Annotated in this window: 15 protein-coding genes, 1 pseudogene and 1 riboswitch; of the genes and pseudogenes, 3 read left to right on the top strand and 13 right to left on the bottom strand. The window is 39.3% G+C overall.

Annotated features, from left to right (window positions below; all coding sequences use genetic code 11):
* Positions 1-28 precede the first annotated feature (28 nt).
* Both OZX58_RS02015 and OZX58_RS02010 read right to left on the bottom strand, forming a co-directional pair.
* Positions 29-2,695 (bottom strand): calcium-translocating P-type ATPase, PMCA-type, encoded by a 2,667-nt coding sequence (locus OZX58_RS02015; protein ID WP_277141260.1) that lies wholly within the window; start codon positions 2,693-2,695, stop codon positions 29-31.
* A gap of 776 nt (positions 2,696-3,471) precedes the next feature.
* Positions 3,472-5,871: a phosphoketolase family protein gene (locus OZX58_RS02010; RefSeq protein WP_277141259.1), complete on the bottom strand. Its 2,400-nt coding sequence runs from the start codon at positions 5,869-5,871 to the stop codon at positions 3,472-3,474.
* Positions 5,872-6,158: 287 nt separating this feature from the next.
* Between OZX58_RS02010 and OZX58_RS02005 the strand changes: the two genes are divergently transcribed.
* Positions 6,159-6,932: a DeoR/GlpR family DNA-binding transcription regulator gene (locus OZX58_RS02005; RefSeq protein ID WP_277141258.1), complete on the top strand. Its 774-nt coding sequence runs from the start codon at positions 6,159-6,161 to the stop codon at positions 6,930-6,932.
* Between the two features lie 67 nt (positions 6,933-6,999).
* Here the strand turns inward: OZX58_RS02005 and OZX58_RS02000 are convergent, their stop codons facing one another.
* The 7 genes and pseudogenes from OZX58_RS02000 to scrK all read right to left on the bottom strand — a co-directional run bounded on the left by OZX58_RS02000 (position 7,000) and on the right by scrK (position 13,471).
* Positions 7,000-7,725, bottom strand: coding sequence for a GntR family transcriptional regulator (locus OZX58_RS02000; RefSeq protein ID WP_277141257.1), 726 nt, complete (start codon positions 7,723-7,725; stop codon positions 7,000-7,002).
* 11 nt (positions 7,726-7,736) lie between these two features.
* Positions 7,737-8,657, bottom strand: coding sequence for a nucleoside hydrolase (locus OZX58_RS01995; RefSeq protein WP_277141256.1), 921 nt, complete (start codon positions 8,655-8,657; stop codon positions 7,737-7,739).
* A 119-nt stretch (positions 8,658-8,776) separates the two neighbouring features.
* Positions 8,777-9,469: a ribose-5-phosphate isomerase RpiA gene (gene rpiA, locus OZX58_RS01990; RefSeq protein ID WP_277141255.1), complete on the bottom strand. Its 693-nt coding sequence runs from the start codon at positions 9,467-9,469 to the stop codon at positions 8,777-8,779.
* Positions 9,470-9,594: 125 nt separating this feature from the next.
* Complete coding sequence (locus OZX58_RS01985; protein ID WP_277141253.1) at positions 9,595-10,065, bottom strand: DNA starvation/stationary phase protection protein; 471 nt, start codon at positions 10,063-10,065, stop codon at positions 9,595-9,597.
* A gap of 144 nt (positions 10,066-10,209) precedes the next feature.
* Complete coding sequence (locus OZX58_RS01980) at positions 10,210-11,520, bottom strand: glycosyltransferase family 2 protein (RefSeq protein ID WP_277141252.1); 1,311 nt, start codon at positions 11,518-11,520, stop codon at positions 10,210-10,212.
* An 86-nt stretch (positions 11,521-11,606) separates the two neighbouring features.
* Positions 11,607-12,566, bottom strand: a pseudogene (locus OZX58_RS01975) (PTS transporter subunit EIIC); the annotation flags it as partial.
* A 32-nt stretch (positions 12,567-12,598) separates the two neighbouring features.
* Positions 12,599-13,471: a fructokinase ScrK gene (gene scrK / locus OZX58_RS01970; RefSeq protein ID WP_277141251.1), complete on the bottom strand. Its 873-nt coding sequence runs from the start codon at positions 13,469-13,471 to the stop codon at positions 12,599-12,601.
* 199 nt (positions 13,472-13,670) lie between these two features.
* On the opposite strand from scrK, the gene udk reads away from it, so the two are divergent.
* A complete protein-coding gene (gene udk, locus OZX58_RS01965; RefSeq protein ID WP_277141250.1) occupies positions 13,671-14,315 on the top strand; it encodes a uridine kinase in 645 nt (214 codons plus the stop codon).
* Positions 14,316-14,358: 43 nt separating this feature from the next.
* Here udk and OZX58_RS01960 read toward each other — a convergent pair whose 3' ends face one another.
* The 4 genes from OZX58_RS01960 to OZX58_RS01945 form a co-directional block, all read right to left on the bottom strand.
* Entirely contained in the window at positions 14,359-14,937 is a 579-nt protein-coding gene (locus OZX58_RS01960; RefSeq protein WP_277141248.1) for an ECF transporter S component, read from the bottom strand.
* 13 nt (positions 14,938-14,950) lie between these two features.
* Positions 14,951-15,529, bottom strand: a complete 579-nt coding sequence (locus OZX58_RS01955; RefSeq protein WP_277141247.1) for an ECF transporter S component — start codon at positions 15,527-15,529, stop codon at positions 14,951-14,953.
* A gap of 46 nt (positions 15,530-15,575) precedes the next feature.
* Positions 15,576-15,664: riboswitch (TPP riboswitch) on the bottom strand.
* A gap of 59 nt (positions 15,665-15,723) precedes the next feature.
* Positions 15,724-16,950 carry an MFS transporter gene (locus tag OZX58_RS01950; protein WP_277131046.1) on the bottom strand — a complete coding sequence of 409 codons (1,227 nt, stop codon included), beginning with the start codon at positions 16,948-16,950 and terminating at the stop codon, positions 15,724-15,726.
* Positions 16,951-17,052: 102 nt separating this feature from the next.
* Positions 17,053-18,135 (bottom strand): M42 family peptidase, encoded by a 1,083-nt coding sequence (locus OZX58_RS01945; protein ID WP_277131045.1) that lies wholly within the window; start codon positions 18,133-18,135, stop codon positions 17,053-17,055.
* A gap of 240 nt (positions 18,136-18,375) precedes the next feature.
* Here OZX58_RS01945 and hpt point away from each other — a divergent pair, with 240 nt between their 5' ends.
* The gene (hpt, locus tag OZX58_RS01940) at positions 18,376-18,945 is read left to right on the top strand and encodes a hypoxanthine phosphoribosyltransferase (RefSeq protein ID WP_277141246.1); all 570 of its coding nucleotides are present in this window, start codon (positions 18,376-18,378) and stop codon (positions 18,943-18,945) included.
* Positions 18,946-18,992 lie beyond the last annotated feature (47 nt).

Raw genomic sequence — 18,992 nt, 5'->3', positions numbered from 1 at the left:
GGGGGATTTTTTCATAATTTTTTAAAACTTACTTCTCGCTCAATCTTCTTTCAAAGAATTTGACAATTTCCACAATTACAATCATGCAGATACCAGCTAACAAAACAATTAACCACTGCACGCCGTTCAATTCCGTTACGTCAAAGAATTTCGTCATGAACGGCAATTCCACTGCCGCCATTACCAATGCAGAAACTAGGATTGCCCAGTTAAACCACTTATTAGCAAATGTTTGCTTCGTGAAGATTGACTGGTGAATGTACTTGGAATTAACCGCATGGAACAGCTGAATTAATCCTAAAGTCAGAAAGGCCATCGTTAACGCATCCTCATGCTGCAAGGTACTATTAGCAAGGTGCGGGCCAAAATTAAGTCCCAACTGGTAAGTTGTCAACACTAATATGCCTTCCAAAACACCTTGATAAACAATGGAACTGGCAACTCCGCCGCTAAAGAACGTCGATTTCTTCCCCCGCGGCCGCCGATTCATAATGCCCTTTTCCACCGGCTCAAGTCCTAATGCAATTGCCGGCAACGTGTCTGTTACCAGATTAATCCACAATAATTGCACAGGTGCCAAAATGTCCCAGCCAAGCATTGTCATCATAAAGACAGTTAGAACTTCACCAACATTGCAGCTCATTAGGTATAGAATCGCCTTCTGAATATTACTGAAAACTTTTCGTCCCTGCTTAACCGCTTCAACAATCGTGGCAAAATTATCATCAGCCAAAATCATGTCGCTGGCACCCTTAGAAACCTCGGTTCCCGTAATCCCCATGCCAATACCAATGTCAGCCTGTTTCAAACTCGGCGCGTCATTCACACCGTCGCCAGTCATTGCCACAATCTTGCCTTGTGCTTGCCATGCCTTAACAATCCGCACCTTGTGTTCCGGTGAAACACGCGCATAAACGCTATAGTCGCCAACATGCTCTTGCAAGTAGTCATCACTTATTTTATCAAGCTGGGCACCTGTAATCACTTGCTGGTCTTGCCCCGGCTCAATAATCCCCAGCCGTTGAGCAATTGCTTGTGCTGTTACTTGAAAATCGCCTGTAATCATTACCGTTCGAATGCCAGCCTGCTTGGCTTCCGCAATTGCAGCTTTAGCTTCTGGTCTTTCTGGGTCAATCATCCCAACCAATCCAGTAAAGATAAGGTCTTGCTCAACATTGTCAGTTGTTGGCTCATCATACGGCTGCTCGACAGCTTTATAAGCCAAAGCTAGTACACGTAATGCTTGTTCAGCCATAGTTTGATTAGCTGCTAAAATTTCTTGCTTTTGGGCCTCAGTAATCGGAACAATTTGCCCATTTTTTTCAATCTTAGTGACCCGTTTTAATAATTGGTCAGGTGCCCCCTTAACAGCCACCAAAAAATGATCGCCATCTTGATTAACAGTACTCATCAACTTACGTTCAGAATCAAAGGGAACTTCCTGCACACGTTGATGTTGTGCCAACAATTCTTGGACATTAATTTTTTGGTTAATTGCATACTGAACCAAGGCCGTTTCGGTTGGATCGCCCAAAAGCTGCTTGTCGCTAATTTGCGTATCATTTGCTAGCAGCATTGCCAACAAAGCAGGATTTTTTGCAGTAATTGCTTGTTCAGCCTGATGAACTTGACCGTCATAATAAACTCGTTCAACTGTCATTTTATTCTGCGTCAGTGTTCCTGTTTTATCAGAACAAATAACGTCTGTTGCTCCCAATGTTTCCACAGCGGGCAGTTTGCGCACAATTGACTTGTGCTTAGCCATCACTTGCGTGCCTAATGCCAAAATAATAGTAACAATCGCTGGTAAGCCTTCCGGAATTGCCGCTACAGCTAACGACACAGCTACCAAAAACATGTCAATCGCTAATTTGTCGACTGGTTCTGTACCTTGCTTGGTAAAGAAGCCAACAGCAAACACAATCGCACAGATTACCAAAATCATAATCGTCAGTGTTTTTCCCAGCTGATCCAGATTTTGCTTCAGCGGCGTATCAGTTTCATCGGTATTATTAAGCAGCGTCGCAATTTTACCAACCTCCGTGTGCATTCCCGTCTGGGTAACTATCCCCTCGGCGCGACCATAAGTAACATTAGTATTCGCAAAGGCCATGTCGTCTTGGTCAGCCAGAGCAACCTGTGCTTCTTCTAGTGGTATGTCTTGTTTGTCAACTGGAACAGATTCGCCCGTTAATGCCGATTCCTCAACCTTTAAGCTGTTGACGCTTGTTAAGCGCAAATCAGCTGGGACCACATCGCCGGCCTCTAATAAAACAACGTCCCCTGGAACCAATTCAGTGCTGGGAATTTCCACAACCTGACCATTACGCCTGACGTGCGCGCTTGGCGTTGCCATTTTTTTCAAAGCATTAATTGCTTCTTCTGAACGTGCTTCTTGAAAAACGCCCAAAATTGCGTTCAATAAGACAACAATCATAATTATTGCCGCATCAGTCCATTCTTGAGCAACAAATCCTGACAATAACGCCGCAATAATCAAGACAATAATCATAAAATCTTTGAATTGAGCTAAAAAACGTTGCCAAAGGCTGACTTTCTTCTTCCCAGCCAAACTGTTAACACCGTATTGCTCTCGGCGCTGCTTAACTTGACTTGCAGTCAATCCTTTGCTTAGTGACGTGTCTAATTCACTGGCTACTTCTTGAACCGCTTGTCTGTAATAATCTTGGGCCATTTTTACCTCCTAATAAAAAAGAGACTTATATGCACACTGCACACAAGTCTCACTAATTAAGATAAGTCCAGAAAGTTTCGCTTTCGGCTGTTGGGCTTATCGCAAGTAATTGCTGTTACTCCCTTATGGTTAAGCTAATTATAAATAATTTATTTTATTTTAACAAGGAAAATCAATTAAAAATTAATATTAAATTGCAAAAAGCATTGCTTGTTCACCATGCTAATCCCATGCTATAATATTCATGAGTAATAAAAACGATCCTACTATCAATAGGATCGCCAGCACTCAGAATCATCGCTTATTAGCGGTGGCAGAATAATAAACTAATTAACCGTTGTTACCCCGTCCAGAGCTATAACGGTTATTTTTGTCTGGTAAAAAATTTTACCAAACTCATTAGCAGATCATGCAAAATCGTCATTTCAATCAGATCAGATAATAAAATATTAATTTGCTTAATAATTATATCGATCATCACAATTAGCGATATTATTGACCAGCCAACTCTCAATAAAGTACCCAGCAAGGTACTCAGCTCCTCCCTTCTTTAACAAGAATTCTGCTGCATGGTTTTGTTACACCATACGCATCATCTCCTTAGAATCAGGATTTGCCACCGCGTTCAAGCTATCTGAATGTTACTTTTATTATATGTCACTGCATATTATAATGCCATAAATTTATTAAACGTGTATTACATTTTTATCAAAAAGAACCTAGTTTCAATTGAAACTAGGTTCTTCTCTATTTAGAGGGATATTTGATTAGTTAAATTATTTCAAACCAGTCCATTGCCATTCGGTAACTTCCGGCATATCTTCACCATTATCACGAATATATTGGTGGTGCTTAGCAAGCAACTTATCCATCTTAGCTACAAAGCCAGCACTCTTATCAGCCAGCCCTGGTACGCTCAAGACAGCATCTTTAGCTAAGTGGAAACGATCAAGTTCGTTCACTACCCGCATATCAAATGGCGTGGTAATGTCGCCTTCTTCTTCGTAGCAGTGAATATGAATATTATCACGTTTGCGACCAAACCAGATTGATTGCATCATTGCTTTAAAGCCGTGCCATGCAAAGATAACTGGCACATCACTTGGGAATAAACGGTCAAATTCTTCGTCAGAAATTGCATCTGGATTATCCTTAGTATTCATTAACTTCATAATATCAATGATATTAATGTAACGCATCTTCAAATCTGGAAATTCCTTGTGCAAGATATCAATCGCAGCTAACGATTCCATTGTTGGTTCAGTTTCAGTCGAAGCAAAGACAACATCTGGCTTAGCATTTTGGTCAGTTGAAGCCCAATCAATGTATGACAAACCATGTTGTGCAATCTTAGTTGCCTCATCAATCGAGAACCATTGTGGCCGCGGCTGCTTAGAAGTAACCAAAATGTTAATACATTCACGGTCAGTAAAGGCCTTTTGCGAAATTGCCAATAATGAGTTAGTATCTGACGGCAGATATTCATGAATCAAATCTGGCCGGTTCTTTTCGTACATATGGGTCAAAATACCTGGGTCTTGGTGAGTATAACCATTGTGATCTTGTTGGAACACAGTAGAAGTAGCAACAAAGTTTAACGATGGGTAATCATGGCGCCAATATTGTTCCTTAGCCTTACGCAACCACTTCATATGTTGGGTTAACATTGAGTCAACAACACGACCAAAGGCTTCATAAGTAGCAAAGAAACCGTGACGACCAGTTAGAACGTAGCCTTCAAGCCAACCTTCATCTTGGTGTTCTGACAATTGTGAGTCAATAATTCGACCACTTGGTGCCAAGTTTTCATCATTTGGCTCATGAATTTGCTCACCCCATTGCCGCTTTTGGTCATCAAGCAACTTGAACATTCTGTTGGATTTAGTTTCATCTGGGCCAAAGCCGCGGAATGTATCTGGGTTCATGTCAGCAACTTCACTCAAATATTTTGCCCATTCAGCCATGTCTTGAGCTTCAACTGAACCTGGCTTGTCAAACTTCAACGCATACTTACGATAGTCAGGCAAAGCCAAACGCTTAGGATTTTTACCACCGTTGGTAATTGGGTTCATTGCCATTCTTTGATCGCCATGAACCATGTTCTGCTTAACGATTTCAGTTGGAGCACCATTTTCATCAAACAATTCTTCTGGTTTGTAACTCTTAAGCCAGTCAACCAGCATGTCTTTGTGTTCCATATCATCTTGTTCAACAGGAATTGGAATTTGGTGTGCTCTAAATGAGTTTTCAATCGGATTACCATCAAGATCAAACTTAGGACCAGTCCAACCCTTAGGTACTCTAAAGATAATCATTGGCCAATGTGGTAAGGTAGCATCATTGTTTTCACGAGCATGCTTTTGGATTGCCTTGATTTCTTCAATCACAGTATCCATTAACTTAGCCATTTCTTGGTGAACTTGCATATGGTCCTTGTAACCATCAAATTCGCCGCCATTATAAGCAGAAATAATGTATGGGTGCCAGCCCATGCCTTCAAAATACTTAGTCAGTTCTTCATCAGTCATCCGTGAAACGATGGTTGGATTAGAAATCTTGAAGCCATTAATTTGTAAGATTGGTAAGACGGCACCGTCTTTAATTGGATTGATAAACTTATCGCTGAACCAGCTAGTTGCTAATGGTCCAGTTTCTGATTCCCCATCACCGATTTCAACGGCCGCAATTACGTCTGGATTATCCAAAATCGCACCTGTACCGTGTGAGAGTGAATAACCTAACTCGCCGCCTTCGTGCAATGAGCCTGGTGTTTCAGGAGCAGCGTGTGAAGCTGAACCACCCGGAAAGCTGAAGCGCTTGAACAACTTAGCCATGCCTTCTTCATCCTGCTTAATGTCAGGGAAGCGCTCGGTATATGAACCATCAAGATAGGCATTAGAAACCATTACTTGACCACCATGACCTGAACCTTCGATATAGAACATGTCCAAGTTGTACTTCTTAATTACCCGATTTAAATGAGCATAAATGAAGTTTTGTGGTGAAATTGTGCCCCAGTGGCCAATTGGCTTAGGTTTAACATCACTAGCTTTTAAGTCATGCTTTAATAGTGGATTGCTCATTAAGAAAAGCTGTCCAACAGATAGATAGTTAGCTGCGCGCCAGTCAGCGTCGACACTCTTTAAATATTCTTGTGAATCGTAATCAACTGCCATTTTATTTCTCCTTTAGCAATTACTTACTTAATTTCTCTTTACACAATATATTATAGCAAGTTTTTCTAAAAGTTCAACCATTTAAAAAATTGGTTCGTCCCAATTTAAAAAATCAGCATTTAAAATACTTAATAGTTGCTGCATCAAGCTTTATCCAGTTAATTATTTTTATTTATCAGTATTTCATTGCCAAAATGCTGATAAATGCTGATAAAAATTCTGACTTATTAATTAAAATATTTATAATAATCTCTAAACATGATAAATTTATTTTTGGAGGAAGCAGAATGACACAGGAGCAACGATTACATGAAATTAGACAAATGCTTGTTAGGCAAAACCATCTGGTTACCCGTGATTTGGCTGAGCACTTCAATATTTCGTTTGATACTGCTAGACGTGACGTAATTCGGTTAGTTGCCACTGGCCAAGCAATTCGCGTCCACGGCGGATTAATTAGAAATACTGATGATGAAGGCCTGCCGTTTTTAACCCGCAACCAGATTGACTCGCCAATTAAAACCCAAATGGCGCAAATGGCACAGCACTTTATCCATACCAGACAATGCGATTTTATTGGGCCATCAACGATCCTTAAAAAGTTGTGTCAGTTAATCAGTGGTACTAATTTACAAATCGTTACCAATTCAATTGATAATTCGCTTGAACTAATGCGGTCGGAATTTCCCGAGGTTTTACTTTTAGGCGGGATAGTTAACAAAGAACACCGATTTAATTACTCTGTTCACGCACTCGACTTATTAAAAGGAATTAGTTTCAATAATGCTTTTGTTGGTACGGCTAGTGTAAAAAGCGATGGTATCTACCTACCTAAAATCAACGATGCCGAATTAATCAAAGTCGCAACTTCGCGGGCAAAAAGAATTATCGTTGTCGCCGAAAAGCATAAGTTTAACAATCCGAAAATTGCACCTTACATGGCTGTTCCTCTTAGTCAGATTGATGTGCTTATCACTGATGAGCCATTGCCTGACGAGATTAAGCAAAACTTTGCGCCAACAACGCAAATTATTTCAGTTATAAAGAAAAAAGTTAGTTAAACGATAATTTTCTTCTTTAAATAATATGTATCCTAGCAAAAAGAGCAAGCTCAAGCTTGCTCTTTTGTTATTTATTCAAATTAACGAACGTATTAAAACGCATGTACTGATAATGAACTCGCATTGTTGAAAATTCAAACGGGGTACCATCATCTAAGAAGAAAATTCCTTCCATGACGCCAACTGGCTCAGTTGCCTTCAATTGCATCTGCTCTTGATCGTCAGCATTTGATGGATCAACAGTAATATTCAAAAAGGCCTTGGTAACAACCTTATTTTGAGTATCTTCCAAATAATTAAACAGTGAACTCTGTAAATGCTGCGGCTTTAACTCCGGCACAATTTTGATTGGCAAATAGCCAGTTTCAATTAAAAATGGCTGTTCATCCATTAACCGCAGCCGCCGAAATTCATAAACAAAATCATTTTTGTTTAAAAATAAGTCTTGTGCAATGCTTTCGGGAGCCTTAACAACGTGAAAATCAAGCAGCTTAATTTTTTGCTGTTTGCCAGGGACTTTTAAACTATCAGTCAAGCCTAGATTAGAACCCTCATAACGAAATAAGGACTGATTTTTCAAATAAAGTGGGTTAATAAAAGTGCCGCTGCCGCGTTTTTTAAAGACAATTCCTTGTTGCGACAACAATTCCATTGCCCGCTTCATCGACGAACGACTAACCTGATAGTGTTCGGCCAAGCTGCGCTCATCAGGCAATCTCATCCCATCATACTTATTATTTAAAATATTCTGCTTAATATCGTGCATCACAGTCCGATAAACAAAATCTGCCATTTACTGCCTCACTAATTTGCTTGTTTAATTGCCTGAATAATCCAATCAGAAAATACGTCCTGATCTATCTTAACACCAACTTGGGCATTAGCAGGTTTACCAAAGAAGTCATTGAAGTCCATGATTGACGCGCCATACGCATGTGGGCTCTTGGTATCAACCACAATGTAAGCTGGCTTAAAGGTGTACATCTTAGGATTTAACAGCATTCCTGCAGCCAGGGCATCATAAATCTCGCGGCCATCAGTCTCGGTCTCATCATGCAGATTAGTTAAAATATGGTACAACATATCACCAGTTTTACCCAAAACTTTTATCTTCTGCAGCGTTTCTTGGGTTATAAATGCTTGGTGGCCCAATTCTAGTGGTGCAACCTTGATTGGTACGCCGCTGTCAAAGACAATCTGAGCAGCTTCAGGGTCACCGGCAACATTATATTCACTATATGGTCCCCAATTACCGCGGCCAATCGCACCACCCATAATGACTAATTCCTCAATCTTAGCTAGGTCATCAGGATATTGTCTGAAGTACAAGGCAAAATCTGTCGCTGGACCAATCTGCATCAAAGTTACCTTGGTCTCGCTCTTAGCAACTACTTCATGGATTGCTGAGGCAGCTAAACCTGGAACCAATAATGTCTCGTCAGCTTCAGGAAAATCATAGCCAGCCATGCCAGACTTACCATGAACACTTGAAGCATCAATTGCTGCCCGCAGCAGCGGCCGTGTTGCCCCAGCAACAACTGGTACTTTAGTTTGCAAAAAAGCTTCTAATTTTAAAGCATTCTGCAAGGTTTTGTCTAAAGTTACATTACCCCAAGTTGCCGCAATTAACTTGACGTCTAACTCTTTGGCAAATAAGGCAATGGTAATTGCCACTGCATCGTCAATTCCGGGGTCTGTACTGATAATCAAAGGTTTTCTTGTCATTAAATTTCCTCTTTTAAAAAGTTTATATGTCAATCATACCAAATCTTGACACCAGTTGCTTCTTTTAAAAGAAAAAATGAATTGTCGATAACCAATTTATCAACAATTCATCCCTAATTTTATTTTTTGCGGTCTTCAATCTCACCATTGCGATGAGCAATAATAACTTCATCACACATATCAAGAAATAAGCCGTGTTCTACAACCCCTACAGTGTGGTCAAGATAATCAGCCAAGCCATGTGGCACAGGAATACGGTCAAGGTCTAAGTCAATAATGTAATTACCGTAATGGGTGACGAAGCGTTTGCCAGCAGCCATGCGCCACTTGGGCTTTAACCCTTCTGCTTCAAAACGACGGAAAGTTTGTTCACATGAAATTGGCAGAACCTCCACAGGCAGTGCAAAACCACTCAAGTGGTCGACAACTTTCGATTCATCAACTATCCACATTACTTTTTTCGAATTAACGGCAACATTTTTTTCTAATGTTAACGCGCCGCCGCCGCCTTTAATGCCATCAAAGTTAGTCGCAAAACGGTCTGCACCGTCAATTGTTAAGTCAAGCTGGTCGATTTCAGCAAGCTGGTTAACTTTAAAACCCCAACTTTCCATCTGCTTTTTGCTTCTACTAGAAGTAGTGGCAATGGCAGCTAGCTCCAAGCCTTCTTCTTGCTTGCGTTTGCCCAAAGCATCAATTAAAAAGGCCACGGTTGAACCAGTACCAATTCCTAATTTCATTCCTGGCTTAACCAGGCTAGCAGCTTTAATTCCAGCTTTTTGCTTTAATTTATCCTGTTCTTCTTTATCCATCGTCATACTTTCCCACTATTAAATCATTACCAACTCATCAATCAACCTTATTATAGCAAAATTTTCTATAAGTAATCACAATAAAAAAGAGTAGTTCAGATAAACTACTCTTTAACAATTATTTTTTATTCTGGATCAATTCCTGGTGCCTGATTAATCTCTGCAGACATCATCCAAATACGCTTTTCAACTTCTGTGTGACAAGTAGTGAACATGTCATTAGTTGAATAGTCACCTTCTTCATCGCTGACTTCCAAGCCCTTTTGGTAGTCTTGCTCCAATTGACGGTAACCAGCAATAATCTTGCTGTAACGCTCATCAATTGTCTCGTTCCAGTTTGGTTCTTCGTCCTTGATGTTAGTCATTTTAGCAATGTCGCTAAGTGTTGAAACTGGTGAACCATCCAAGGTAATTAATCGCTCTGCAACTAAATCTTGTTGGTTAGCCAATTCATCCATTACTTTATCAAGGTACGGGTGCAACTTCAAAAAGCGTTCACCGCGCATGTACCAATGGTGTTGGTGCACAATCATGTGCATTTGCGTCAAATCTGCTACTAATTGATTTAAAACTTCTTTTGTCTTAGGATATTTCATAATAAAATTCCTCCTATTCAAACACTCTTGGTTACATTTTTATCATAACAAAAAGTGAGTTGGATTACTTAAAACTTGTTTGTGAAAAAGGCATAAAAAAGCAATCAGCTGTTAAAAACTGATTGCTTTAATTAAATATGAACATCAATACCTTGAAAACAAAGCCTTTTTATCTAAAGTATCAATATTTATAATTTTTACTTCATTCAATACGCGATTATAAATATCCTTGTTAGCTAAAATTTCATCGAAATATTCAGACAAGCTCTCTTTACTATCATAATTATTAATCAGCAAAGTTGCTAAAGGATGTCTAGCAGTCATCCCAACTATCAATACCTGACCGTCAGTATCACGAAGAATAAAATTATTTAAGCTCCTTAAATAACCAATTGGCGCTTGAGGATTAAGTTTGCCTACAATTAATAGACCACCTTCTCCAAATAATCTATCAATTGTGTCACTAATATCATCAGAATAAGTCGTTATGTTTTCATCAAATTTGTAATAGTTCCATGCTTTTAAGTCTGCAGATTCATAAACAAATATATTTGGCGGCAAAACTTCACGATTGCTGTAATAGTGAATATCTTTAGTTAGCTCATTTTTATTAATCAGATAATTATCATTATTAAGATTATCGATCTTTCTTAACAACAATATAAAATATGCTAAATAATAATTGAAGCCTGCAGTATTCATATTAATCATTATTCGCTTAACTGCACAAAATTGTGCTTCCAGCTGATAACGATCCGTACTATTTGCTATTAAATCTTCATAAGCCTTAAAAATTTGAAATAACCGCGGATTAGTATACGCCGAAGTTGTGCTATCTGAATGTTTATAATAATTATAGAGTACCCTGTGAACATACGATATTTTTGTACATCTGCTCATAATGGGAATCAGAATATCCAAGTCTTCATATACCATTTGGGGAAACTTGTTTGTCTGCCAAATTTCTCTGCGATATAACTTATTCCATGAATAAGAATTACTCTGCCCTTCAGTAATATATAAAGCAATATCGATCAGCCCACTATCACATTTCATTGACCGAACATCTACTTCGGTTTTTTCTTCAACAAAAATCTTATGTACATCACATACAGCAATATCACTTTGATACTTAGTAATGCTACTAAATAATTCTGAAAGATAATCAGCTTCTACCCAATCATCAGCAAAGCCGATATATCTTCCTTTAGCAATACTAATACCATTGTTTCTTGCCATTCCTTGACCAAGATTTTTTTGTCTTATTGAAGTAAATATCTCTGGATACTTATTCTTAAACTTTTGAATAATATCAGCAGTACCATCTGTGCTGCCATCATCGACAACTATTACTTCATACTTACCCGTAAAGGTTTGACAAGCCAAAGAATGCAGGCAACGTGCTAAATACTTCTCTTCGTTAAAAGCAGCAACGATAATTGAAATATCTATCATCGCTTTATTCTTTCTATAGAGTTTATTTACTGTAAAGCTCTGTTCATATTAATACTTATACACTAGCTTAATCTACACACTAATTTCTAAGCATTTTCTTGTGCAGCAGCTTCTTTTTCTTGCTTCAATAAAACATTATCGTAATGTTTGATAAACGGATACCAAACTAAGAATGCCGCAATTGCACAGACAATTGATAATACTGCACCCTGCCAACTAGCTGTCGCAATCAGTCCACTCAACCCAATTGGTGTTGGCCATGGCTGTTGTGCAATAATTTTCGGTACTAAGTGAGTTGCAATTCCCAAATATGCAATAAGACCTGAAACCAATGGAGCTCCAACAAACGGAATTAATAGATTGGCATTGTAAACTACTGGCAAACCAAAGATCAACGGTTCATTAATATTAAAGATTGCCGGCACAATTTCTACCTTACCAATTTCCTTCAATTGAGCTGAACGAGCTCTTAAAAGCAGCCAAATTGCTACACCCAAAGTTGCGCCTGAACCACCAATATTAATAAATGCATTTACTGGATCACCTGCAAATACATGGTAAGCACCACCGTGTTGGTTAGCTTGCAAATTAGCTAATACAATTGGTGTATAGAAGGAACTGATAATTGTTGCACCATGAATCCCAAACCACCATAAGAAGTGAATTAGGAAAATAACAATCAAAAATCCCCACCAAGTATCAGCAATATTACTAATAAATGAAAATGGTACGAACAATACTTTAAACAAATCTGTTCCCATTAATACCAATGCTACATTAATTGCTGCAACAACTACTGCAATACATGCAGCCGGAATTAAGGCGCTAAACGAGTTCGATACCCCAGACGGAACTGAAGCTGGCATTTTAATCTGCCAATTATGTTTAATCGTATAACGATAAATTTGAACAGTTAACCAAGCAACAACTAATCCGATAAAGATACCAACGGCACCAATCCGATAAATACCAGATGTAGAAGCTTCATAACCACCAGCAACCATCTTAGTTTTAGTAAAGGTAGTTAAAAATTGAACTGTACCATTTAATAAGTAAAATTTTTATCAGCAATTTAGCACTAAGCTTTTAACAACCGCTTAGCCAAAGCAAAATTACCAACGGTTGCTGACCCATTATCGGCAATTGCCGGCATCACAATATATCTAGCTAAATCTGGCACTTCAACATAACCGTTTAACATTTTGGCAAAATCCCGGCGTACTTTTTGTAAAAATGCTTCACTAGTCACGCCGCCGCCAAAGACAACCTTATCTGGTCGTAAAATTAAGGTTACTTGTAAAACAGCTTGTGCCACATAATAACTCATAATGTCCCAGACGTGATCAGTCAATGGCACGTCCTTGCCCGCTTTGCCTAAACGGGCTTCAAAAGTCGGTCCAGAAACGAGTCCCTCAAGACAATCCTGATGATATGGACATACACCCTTAAAATTCAAGTCGTCTGGATGGCGCTTGAGTAAGACATGTCCCATTTCAGGATGCCCCAAAGAGCCAACCAGCTTGCCGTCAATAATCGCGCCGCCGCCGACACCAGTGCCGATTGTGTAATAAACCAGCGAATCAATATCTTCATTGGATAATAATGACATGACATATTCGCCATATGCAGAGCCGTTAACATCCGTTGTAAAAAAGATTGGCACATTAACCTGCTGTTTAATGAAGCCAACAAAATCTGTATTCTGCCAGCCCAGTTTAGGAGTTGTAGTTATATAGCCGTAATTAGCTGCCGTCTGGCGAATTTCAATTGGACCAAAGGAAGCAATACTAATCGCTGTTATCGGAAATTGTTTGAAATAATCGGAAGCTTTTTGCAAAGTTTCTTGGGGTGTGGTTGTCGGAAAAGTTATCGTATCTTTAACCTGATAATTTTCATTACCTACCGCACAAACAAACTTAGTCCCGCCAGCTTCAATTGAACCTAATAACATACTTTATCTCCTTCATTTACTAAATGTTGAGCTTATATCGCCTATTAATTCATGTTACCTATTTTATAAAGCCCTTTCAAGCGCAGATTTTATCTTTTATTGCAAAAATTATTGACCAAAATCTTAAAATGTCACTTGTTTTAGTGGTATTACAGCAAAAACTACAGTAAAATATTATTTGATAAAAAGGAGAGTCTGAATGTCTAAACTTGAAAAACCCGTCGTAATTGGGATTACCGGCGGTTCGGGTAGTGGTAAAACAACGATTGCCCATAAAATTGTTGACCAAATGCAAGAAAATGAACACGTCCTAATTATGACGCAAGATTCATACTACAAGGATAATACCGGTATTCCAATGAGCGAACGGATGAACATCAATTATGACCATCCTGATGCCTTTGATATTCCACTGCTTAAAGCCCAAATCAATGACTTGCTTAACTACAAGCCAATTGAAATGCCCGTTTACGACTTTAAGGAACATACCAGAAGCACTGAAACTATTCACATTGAGCCTGCTGATATTATTATTCTTGAAGGAATTTTGGTTTTAGCAAATGAAGAAATTCGGGACTTAATGGACATCAAAGTTTACGTTGATACTGACGATGACATTCGTTTCATTAGACGGCTTGAACGCGATATTGATGAACGCGGACGTTCAATTGACTCCGTAATCGACCAGTACTTAGGCACAGTTAAGCCAATGTACCATCAATTTATTGAACCGACTAAACGTTACGCTGATATTATTGTTCCCGAGGGCGGCGAAAATAATGTTGCAATTGACATGTTAACCACTAAGGTTCACGCAATCTTAAGAAAAGAAACAGCCAACTAAAAAGGCCGAGGTAATTATCCTCGACCTTTTTGTTTACTCAAAATTATTCCACTTTCGGCTTCAATGCGCGATCAAACAGGTTAGTAATCAACTTAACTAGCACCCCGTCAAATAAAACTGACGAGAGAATACTGACAAAGAACATTACAATTTGCACCTTAAGCGCAAATTTATACCAGCCATACATCAGATAACACGGAATTAAAAAGCCAAAACTAGCAAAAAATGAACCTGTCAGAACACTTTGCCATGAAAATTTCTGGTAGCGGGACTTTTTTGGAAAAAAGCCAATTTCATTGGTTAATCCCTGCATTAGTCCCGAGACTACAGTGGTAATCCCCCATTGACCACCACAAGCCATCTCCACTATTGAAGCGAGCAGCTCTCCTACTAATCCTGAACCTTTTGTGGGGACAAAATACATTGCAAGAGGCGCGGCCATTAACCATAATCCTGCAAAAAAGGCGTCGGTTGCCGGGGCGTACCCTGTCGGCAGTAGTAACATTTTAACTAAGTTATACAGGTCATTAGTGCCATAGGTATAAAAGATACCCATCAAAATACCAATTAAAGCAACCAAAATTACCGACTTAACATTCCATTTTGATGATCGTGTAAACATGATTTACCTCAATCTATGCCAGTCGCGGCTTTAGTGTACGATCAAACAGATTAGCGATTAATTTAACCAGTACACCGTCAAAGACAAGCGCCGAAACCATATTGGTAATGAACATTACAATCTGAACCGTCATGTTAAATTTGCCCCAACCGTAAAGAATATATGACGGAATAAAAATTCCTAGTCCTGCAAAGAAGGCACCAATCATAACACTCTTCCAAGAAAATGCTTGATAACGTGACTTCTTGGGGAAAAAGCCGATTTCGTTAGTTGCACCTTGAATAAGTCCTGAAATAACAGTAATCGCACCCCATTGTCCGCCGATTGCCATTTCTACAATTGAAGCTAACACTTCGCCAATTGTCCCAGAACCAGCCGTTGGTACAAAATACATTGCTAAGGGTGCTGCCATTAGCCATAAGCCCGAAAAGACCGTGTCCGTTACTGGGGCAAAGCCTGTAGGAACCAGTGCCATTTTAATAATGTTGTAAGCCCAATTAAAGCCGTAGGTATAAATTACCCCCATAATAATTCCAATCAACGCGACCAAAATTACCGACTTAACATTCCATTTTGATGATCTTGTGAACATAAAAAATACTCCTAACTAACTATTAAGTCAGAAGGAGTACAGTTAAATGCTTATTCAAACACTTCCCTAACGCAGGCATTGTCCTGTTCAGGTTCCAAGGGTAATTCTCAGCTAAGCGCACCCCTAGTGACTAAAATCTATTTATAGGTAGTATACCACAACGATAATTATTATAAAACCATTCTTTTACTTCACTAATTATTTGCCAGCTTTTTCAATCCAGGCAGGCTAATCATAATTATCAAGCTGATAATGTATAAACTTGATAAGAAGCCCATGACAACCGTTAAGTTGTAGTGATCCATCAAGATACCAATTACAACTGATGAAAACCCGCCAATTGCACGGCCAATATTCACAATAATATTGTTCGCACTCGAGCGAATTTCTGTTGGGTACAGCCGGCTAATTACCGCACCGTAACCACCGAACATCCCATTAGAGAAGAAGCCGACAATCGCCCCAATGATAAGCAAAGTTACCATGTTGGTGGCCAAACTTAAAGTGTAGACCATAATCGCCGAACCAATTAAGAAGATACCGAAGGCGCGCCGTGGACCAAAATGATCGAAAATGGTACCGAAAGTCATCATTCCAATGCTCATTCCAATAATCGTTGCAATCATCCATAAACTTGAATTGGCAACATTCAAATTTAATTGCTTCTGTACGATTGTTGGCAGCCAGTTCATTAAGCCGAAGTAACCAGCGATTTGAACTGTCATCATAATCATCAAGCCAATACTCTGCCAAGCAAGCCGCGGTGTTGCAAACATCTTGCGGGCAACATTGGTTAGCAATGAACCCTTTTCTTCTGCCTTAGCCGTTAAAAATTGCTTACTTTCATGCAGGTGTTTTCTAATGAAAACCGTTAAGACTACCGGCACAATACCGACCAAGAACAACATATGCCAGCCAGCAGTTGGAATAATCCATGCCGCAATTAACGCCGCGAAGATTGCCCCCACCTGACCACCAACTGCCGCAATTGAGGTCATTTTACCAATTTCCTTCTTCGGAAAAGCTTCAGCAATTAATGCAATCCCAACACCATATTCACCGCCAGCACCAATTCCGGCCAAAAAACGGAGAGCATAAATCAAATAGATGTTATTGGCAAAGGCCATACAGGCTGTCGCCACCGCAAAAATAATCACGGTATGACTGAAAGTTTTGACGCGGCCAATTTTATCGCCCAACATGCCAAAGGCAATCCCGCCAAACAACATCCCCAAATTAGTAATCGATGAAATTAGCCCTGCAGCACCACCAGACAGGTGCAGGTCAGCAATCATCGAACTCATCGCAAACGATAGAAAAAGCACATCCATGTTCTCTAACATAAATCCCGATGAGGTCGACGCGATGGTCCACTTCTGATCTGTAGTTAGTGCATGACTGTGCTCATTAGTTGTATCCATATTTAATTCCTCCGAAACAAGCGCTCTCTGTCGCCTAATTATTTCTTTGGAACATTATTTTACTCGTTTAATAATTTTTTGCAACTAAAATATTAAATTTACTTAAAATTGGCTGAAACTAGCTAATTTTTCAGTAGTTAAATCACGAATAATTGCCACTGTCATTTCAACGGCTGCCTTGAAATCTTGGTAGGCACTGAAGCAATAAGGTGAATGCTCATAACGAACTGGAATACCAATTACAATTGTCGGTGCCCCATTCTCATAATAAATTGCGGCACCATCTTGGCCGCCGCCAGTTCTAACTGACCGCGTGTAAGGAATATGGTTCTTATCAGCTACATCACAAGCGTATTGCTGGAACTTAGGATTAGGCAAGAATGACGTATCCATGTCACGCATCATTGGTCCGTGTTTTAAGGCAGTTTGCGAAAGCCAATCAGGAGTGAAGGTATCATCAGCTGGGCAAGATTCTAGCACGATACCCAAGTCGGGCTTAACAGTGCGAGCTGTAACATAAGCTCCGCGCAAGCCTACTTCTTCTTGACTTGACAGTGCAGCGACAACGTTAAATGGTGTTTCTTCACCATCTAATGTTTCCAAAACATCAGCCATGGCTGCAGCACCAAAACGGTCATCAAAGTCCTTACCAAAGAACAAACCCGACTTTTCGTTATATTCACACTTAACATCAACAAAGATTGGACAGCCAGTATCAATCTTATAGTCGTTCAATGTTTCTTCACGTGAACTCGAACCAACATCAATTGACATATCAGCTACATCGGGCACATTATTGCGTTCAGCTTCCGTCATGAAGTGCGGTGGCTTAGTGGCTACAACGCCGGGGATATATTCACCATCACGATTTTTAATCCGAACCCGCAGAGCTGGAATATTATACTTAACCCAGCCACCTAATGGAACAAACTTAATCATGCCGTTAGGCCTAACTGCCTGAGTGATAAACCCGACTGAGTCTGAGTGGGCATCAAGCTGAATAACGGGCCGACCCGCCTTATTTTCCTTCTTAGAAGCATAAGCATTTAACATGCCATCAACCTTAACATTGGCAAAATCCTTGACTGTTTCGGTAAACAACTTAACAAACTCGCCTTCAAATCCTGAAGTTGAATTTGCATCCGAAAAAGCTTTTAACATTTTTATTTCTTGTTCTTTTTCCATTCTGCTTAACCTTTCATGCAAAAAATATTTACTTATATTGTAGCAAAAATAGTCACGTAAAATTAAAATATTTAAGTTATTTTTCAGATAAAAAGCGATTTTTTAATTTAAGTAAAATATTAGCAATTAAATCCGCGCAAACCCCCGTAAAAAGTGTAAATCTAGCTACTTTTTATGCAAAAGAATGATATAATCGAGTCTATTAGGAATCTTGAATTAGTTGAAGTGAAGGGTAGATAAATGCCAAAAAACGACAATATTAATAGAATTATTGACCATAAATTATTTACTGAAGACGATATTCACCAAATGTGTGTCCGCCTAGGCAAACAATTGACTGAAGATTATGCCGGCAAGAAGCCGCTAATTGTTGGGGCACTTAAAGGTGCGATTTTCTTTTTAACTGATTTGGTCCGTGAAATGGACGTTGAAGAAGAAATCGACTTTTTGGACGTTTCCAGTTATGGCGATGGTTTTGTTTCTTCAGGTAAGGTTGATTTGATTACCGACCTAACTACTGATGTTAAGGATCGTGATGTCTTAATCGTTGAAGATATTGTCGACACTGGTCTTACCTTAAAATACATGAAAGACATGCTTAAAGAGCGCGGTGCTAAGAGCGTTAAGTGCTGCGTGCTTCTTAACAAAGAAGCTAACCGTACTACTGATGTTGAAATTGAATATTACGGCTCAAAGGTTGGCAATGAATTTGTCGTTGGTTATGGTCTAGACTTCATGAATGCCTTTCGTAATATCAAATATATCGGCGTTTTAAAGCCCGAAGTAATCAAGCTGGCTGATAACAAATAATTTTATAATGAAAAAAGCGTTACTTAATCAAAGTAACGCTTTTTGTT

This window comes from Lactobacillus sp. ESL0680, from assembly GCF_029392855.1.
GTDB lineage: Bacteria > Bacillota > Bacilli > Lactobacillales > Lactobacillaceae > Lactobacillus.
This window is presented reverse-complemented; position numbering and strand designations above follow the sequence as displayed.

What these genes read in the sequence shown, in the direction of transcription:
- OZX58_RS02015 (WP_277141260.1), bottom strand. Translation starts at nt 2,695, where the DNA reads ATGGCCCAAGATTATTACAGACAAGCGGTTCAAGAAGTAGCCAGTGAA.
- OZX58_RS02010 (WP_277141259.1), bottom strand. Translation starts at nt 5,871, where the DNA reads ATGGCAGTTGATTACGATTCACAAGAATATTTAAAGAGTGTCGACGCT.
- OZX58_RS02005 (WP_277141258.1), top strand. Translation starts at nt 6,159, where the DNA reads ATGACACAGGAGCAACGATTACATGAAATTAGACAAATGCTTGTTAGG.
- OZX58_RS02000 (WP_277141257.1), bottom strand. Translation starts at nt 7,725, where the DNA reads ATGGCAGATTTTGTTTATCGGACTGTGATGCACGATATTAAGCAGAAT.
- OZX58_RS01995 (WP_277141256.1), bottom strand. Translation starts at nt 8,657, where the DNA reads ATGACAAGAAAACCTTTGATTATCAGTACAGACCCCGGAATTGACGAT.
- rpiA (WP_277141255.1), bottom strand. Translation starts at nt 9,469, where the DNA reads ATGGATAAAGAAGAACAGGATAAATTAAAGCAAAAAGCTGGAATTAAA.
- OZX58_RS01985 (WP_277141253.1), bottom strand. Translation starts at nt 10,065, where the DNA reads ATGAAATATCCTAAGACAAAAGAAGTTTTAAATCAATTAGTAGCAGAT.
- OZX58_RS01980 (WP_277141252.1), bottom strand. Translation starts at nt 11,520, where the DNA reads ATGATAGATATTTCAATTATCGTTGCTGCTTTTAACGAAGAGAAGTAT.
- scrK (WP_277141251.1), bottom strand. Translation starts at nt 13,471, where the DNA reads ATGTTATTAGGTTCAATTGAAGCTGGCGGGACTAAGTTTGTTTGTGCG.
- udk (WP_277141250.1), top strand. Translation starts at nt 13,671, where the DNA reads ATGTCTAAACTTGAAAAACCCGTCGTAATTGGGATTACCGGCGGTTCG.
- OZX58_RS01960 (WP_277141248.1), bottom strand. Translation starts at nt 14,937, where the DNA reads ATGTTTACACGATCATCAAAATGGAATGTTAAGTCGGTAATTTTGGTT.
- OZX58_RS01955 (WP_277141247.1), bottom strand. Translation starts at nt 15,529, where the DNA reads ATGTTCACAAGATCATCAAAATGGAATGTTAAGTCGGTAATTTTGGTC.
- OZX58_RS01950 (WP_277131046.1), bottom strand. Translation starts at nt 16,950, where the DNA reads ATGGATACAACTAATGAGCACAGTCATGCACTAACTACAGATCAGAAG.
- OZX58_RS01945 (WP_277131045.1), bottom strand. Translation starts at nt 18,135, where the DNA reads ATGGAAAAAGAACAAGAAATAAAAATGTTAAAAGCTTTTTCGGATGCA.
- hpt (WP_277141246.1), top strand. Translation starts at nt 18,376, where the DNA reads ATGCCAAAAAACGACAATATTAATAGAATTATTGACCATAAATTATTT.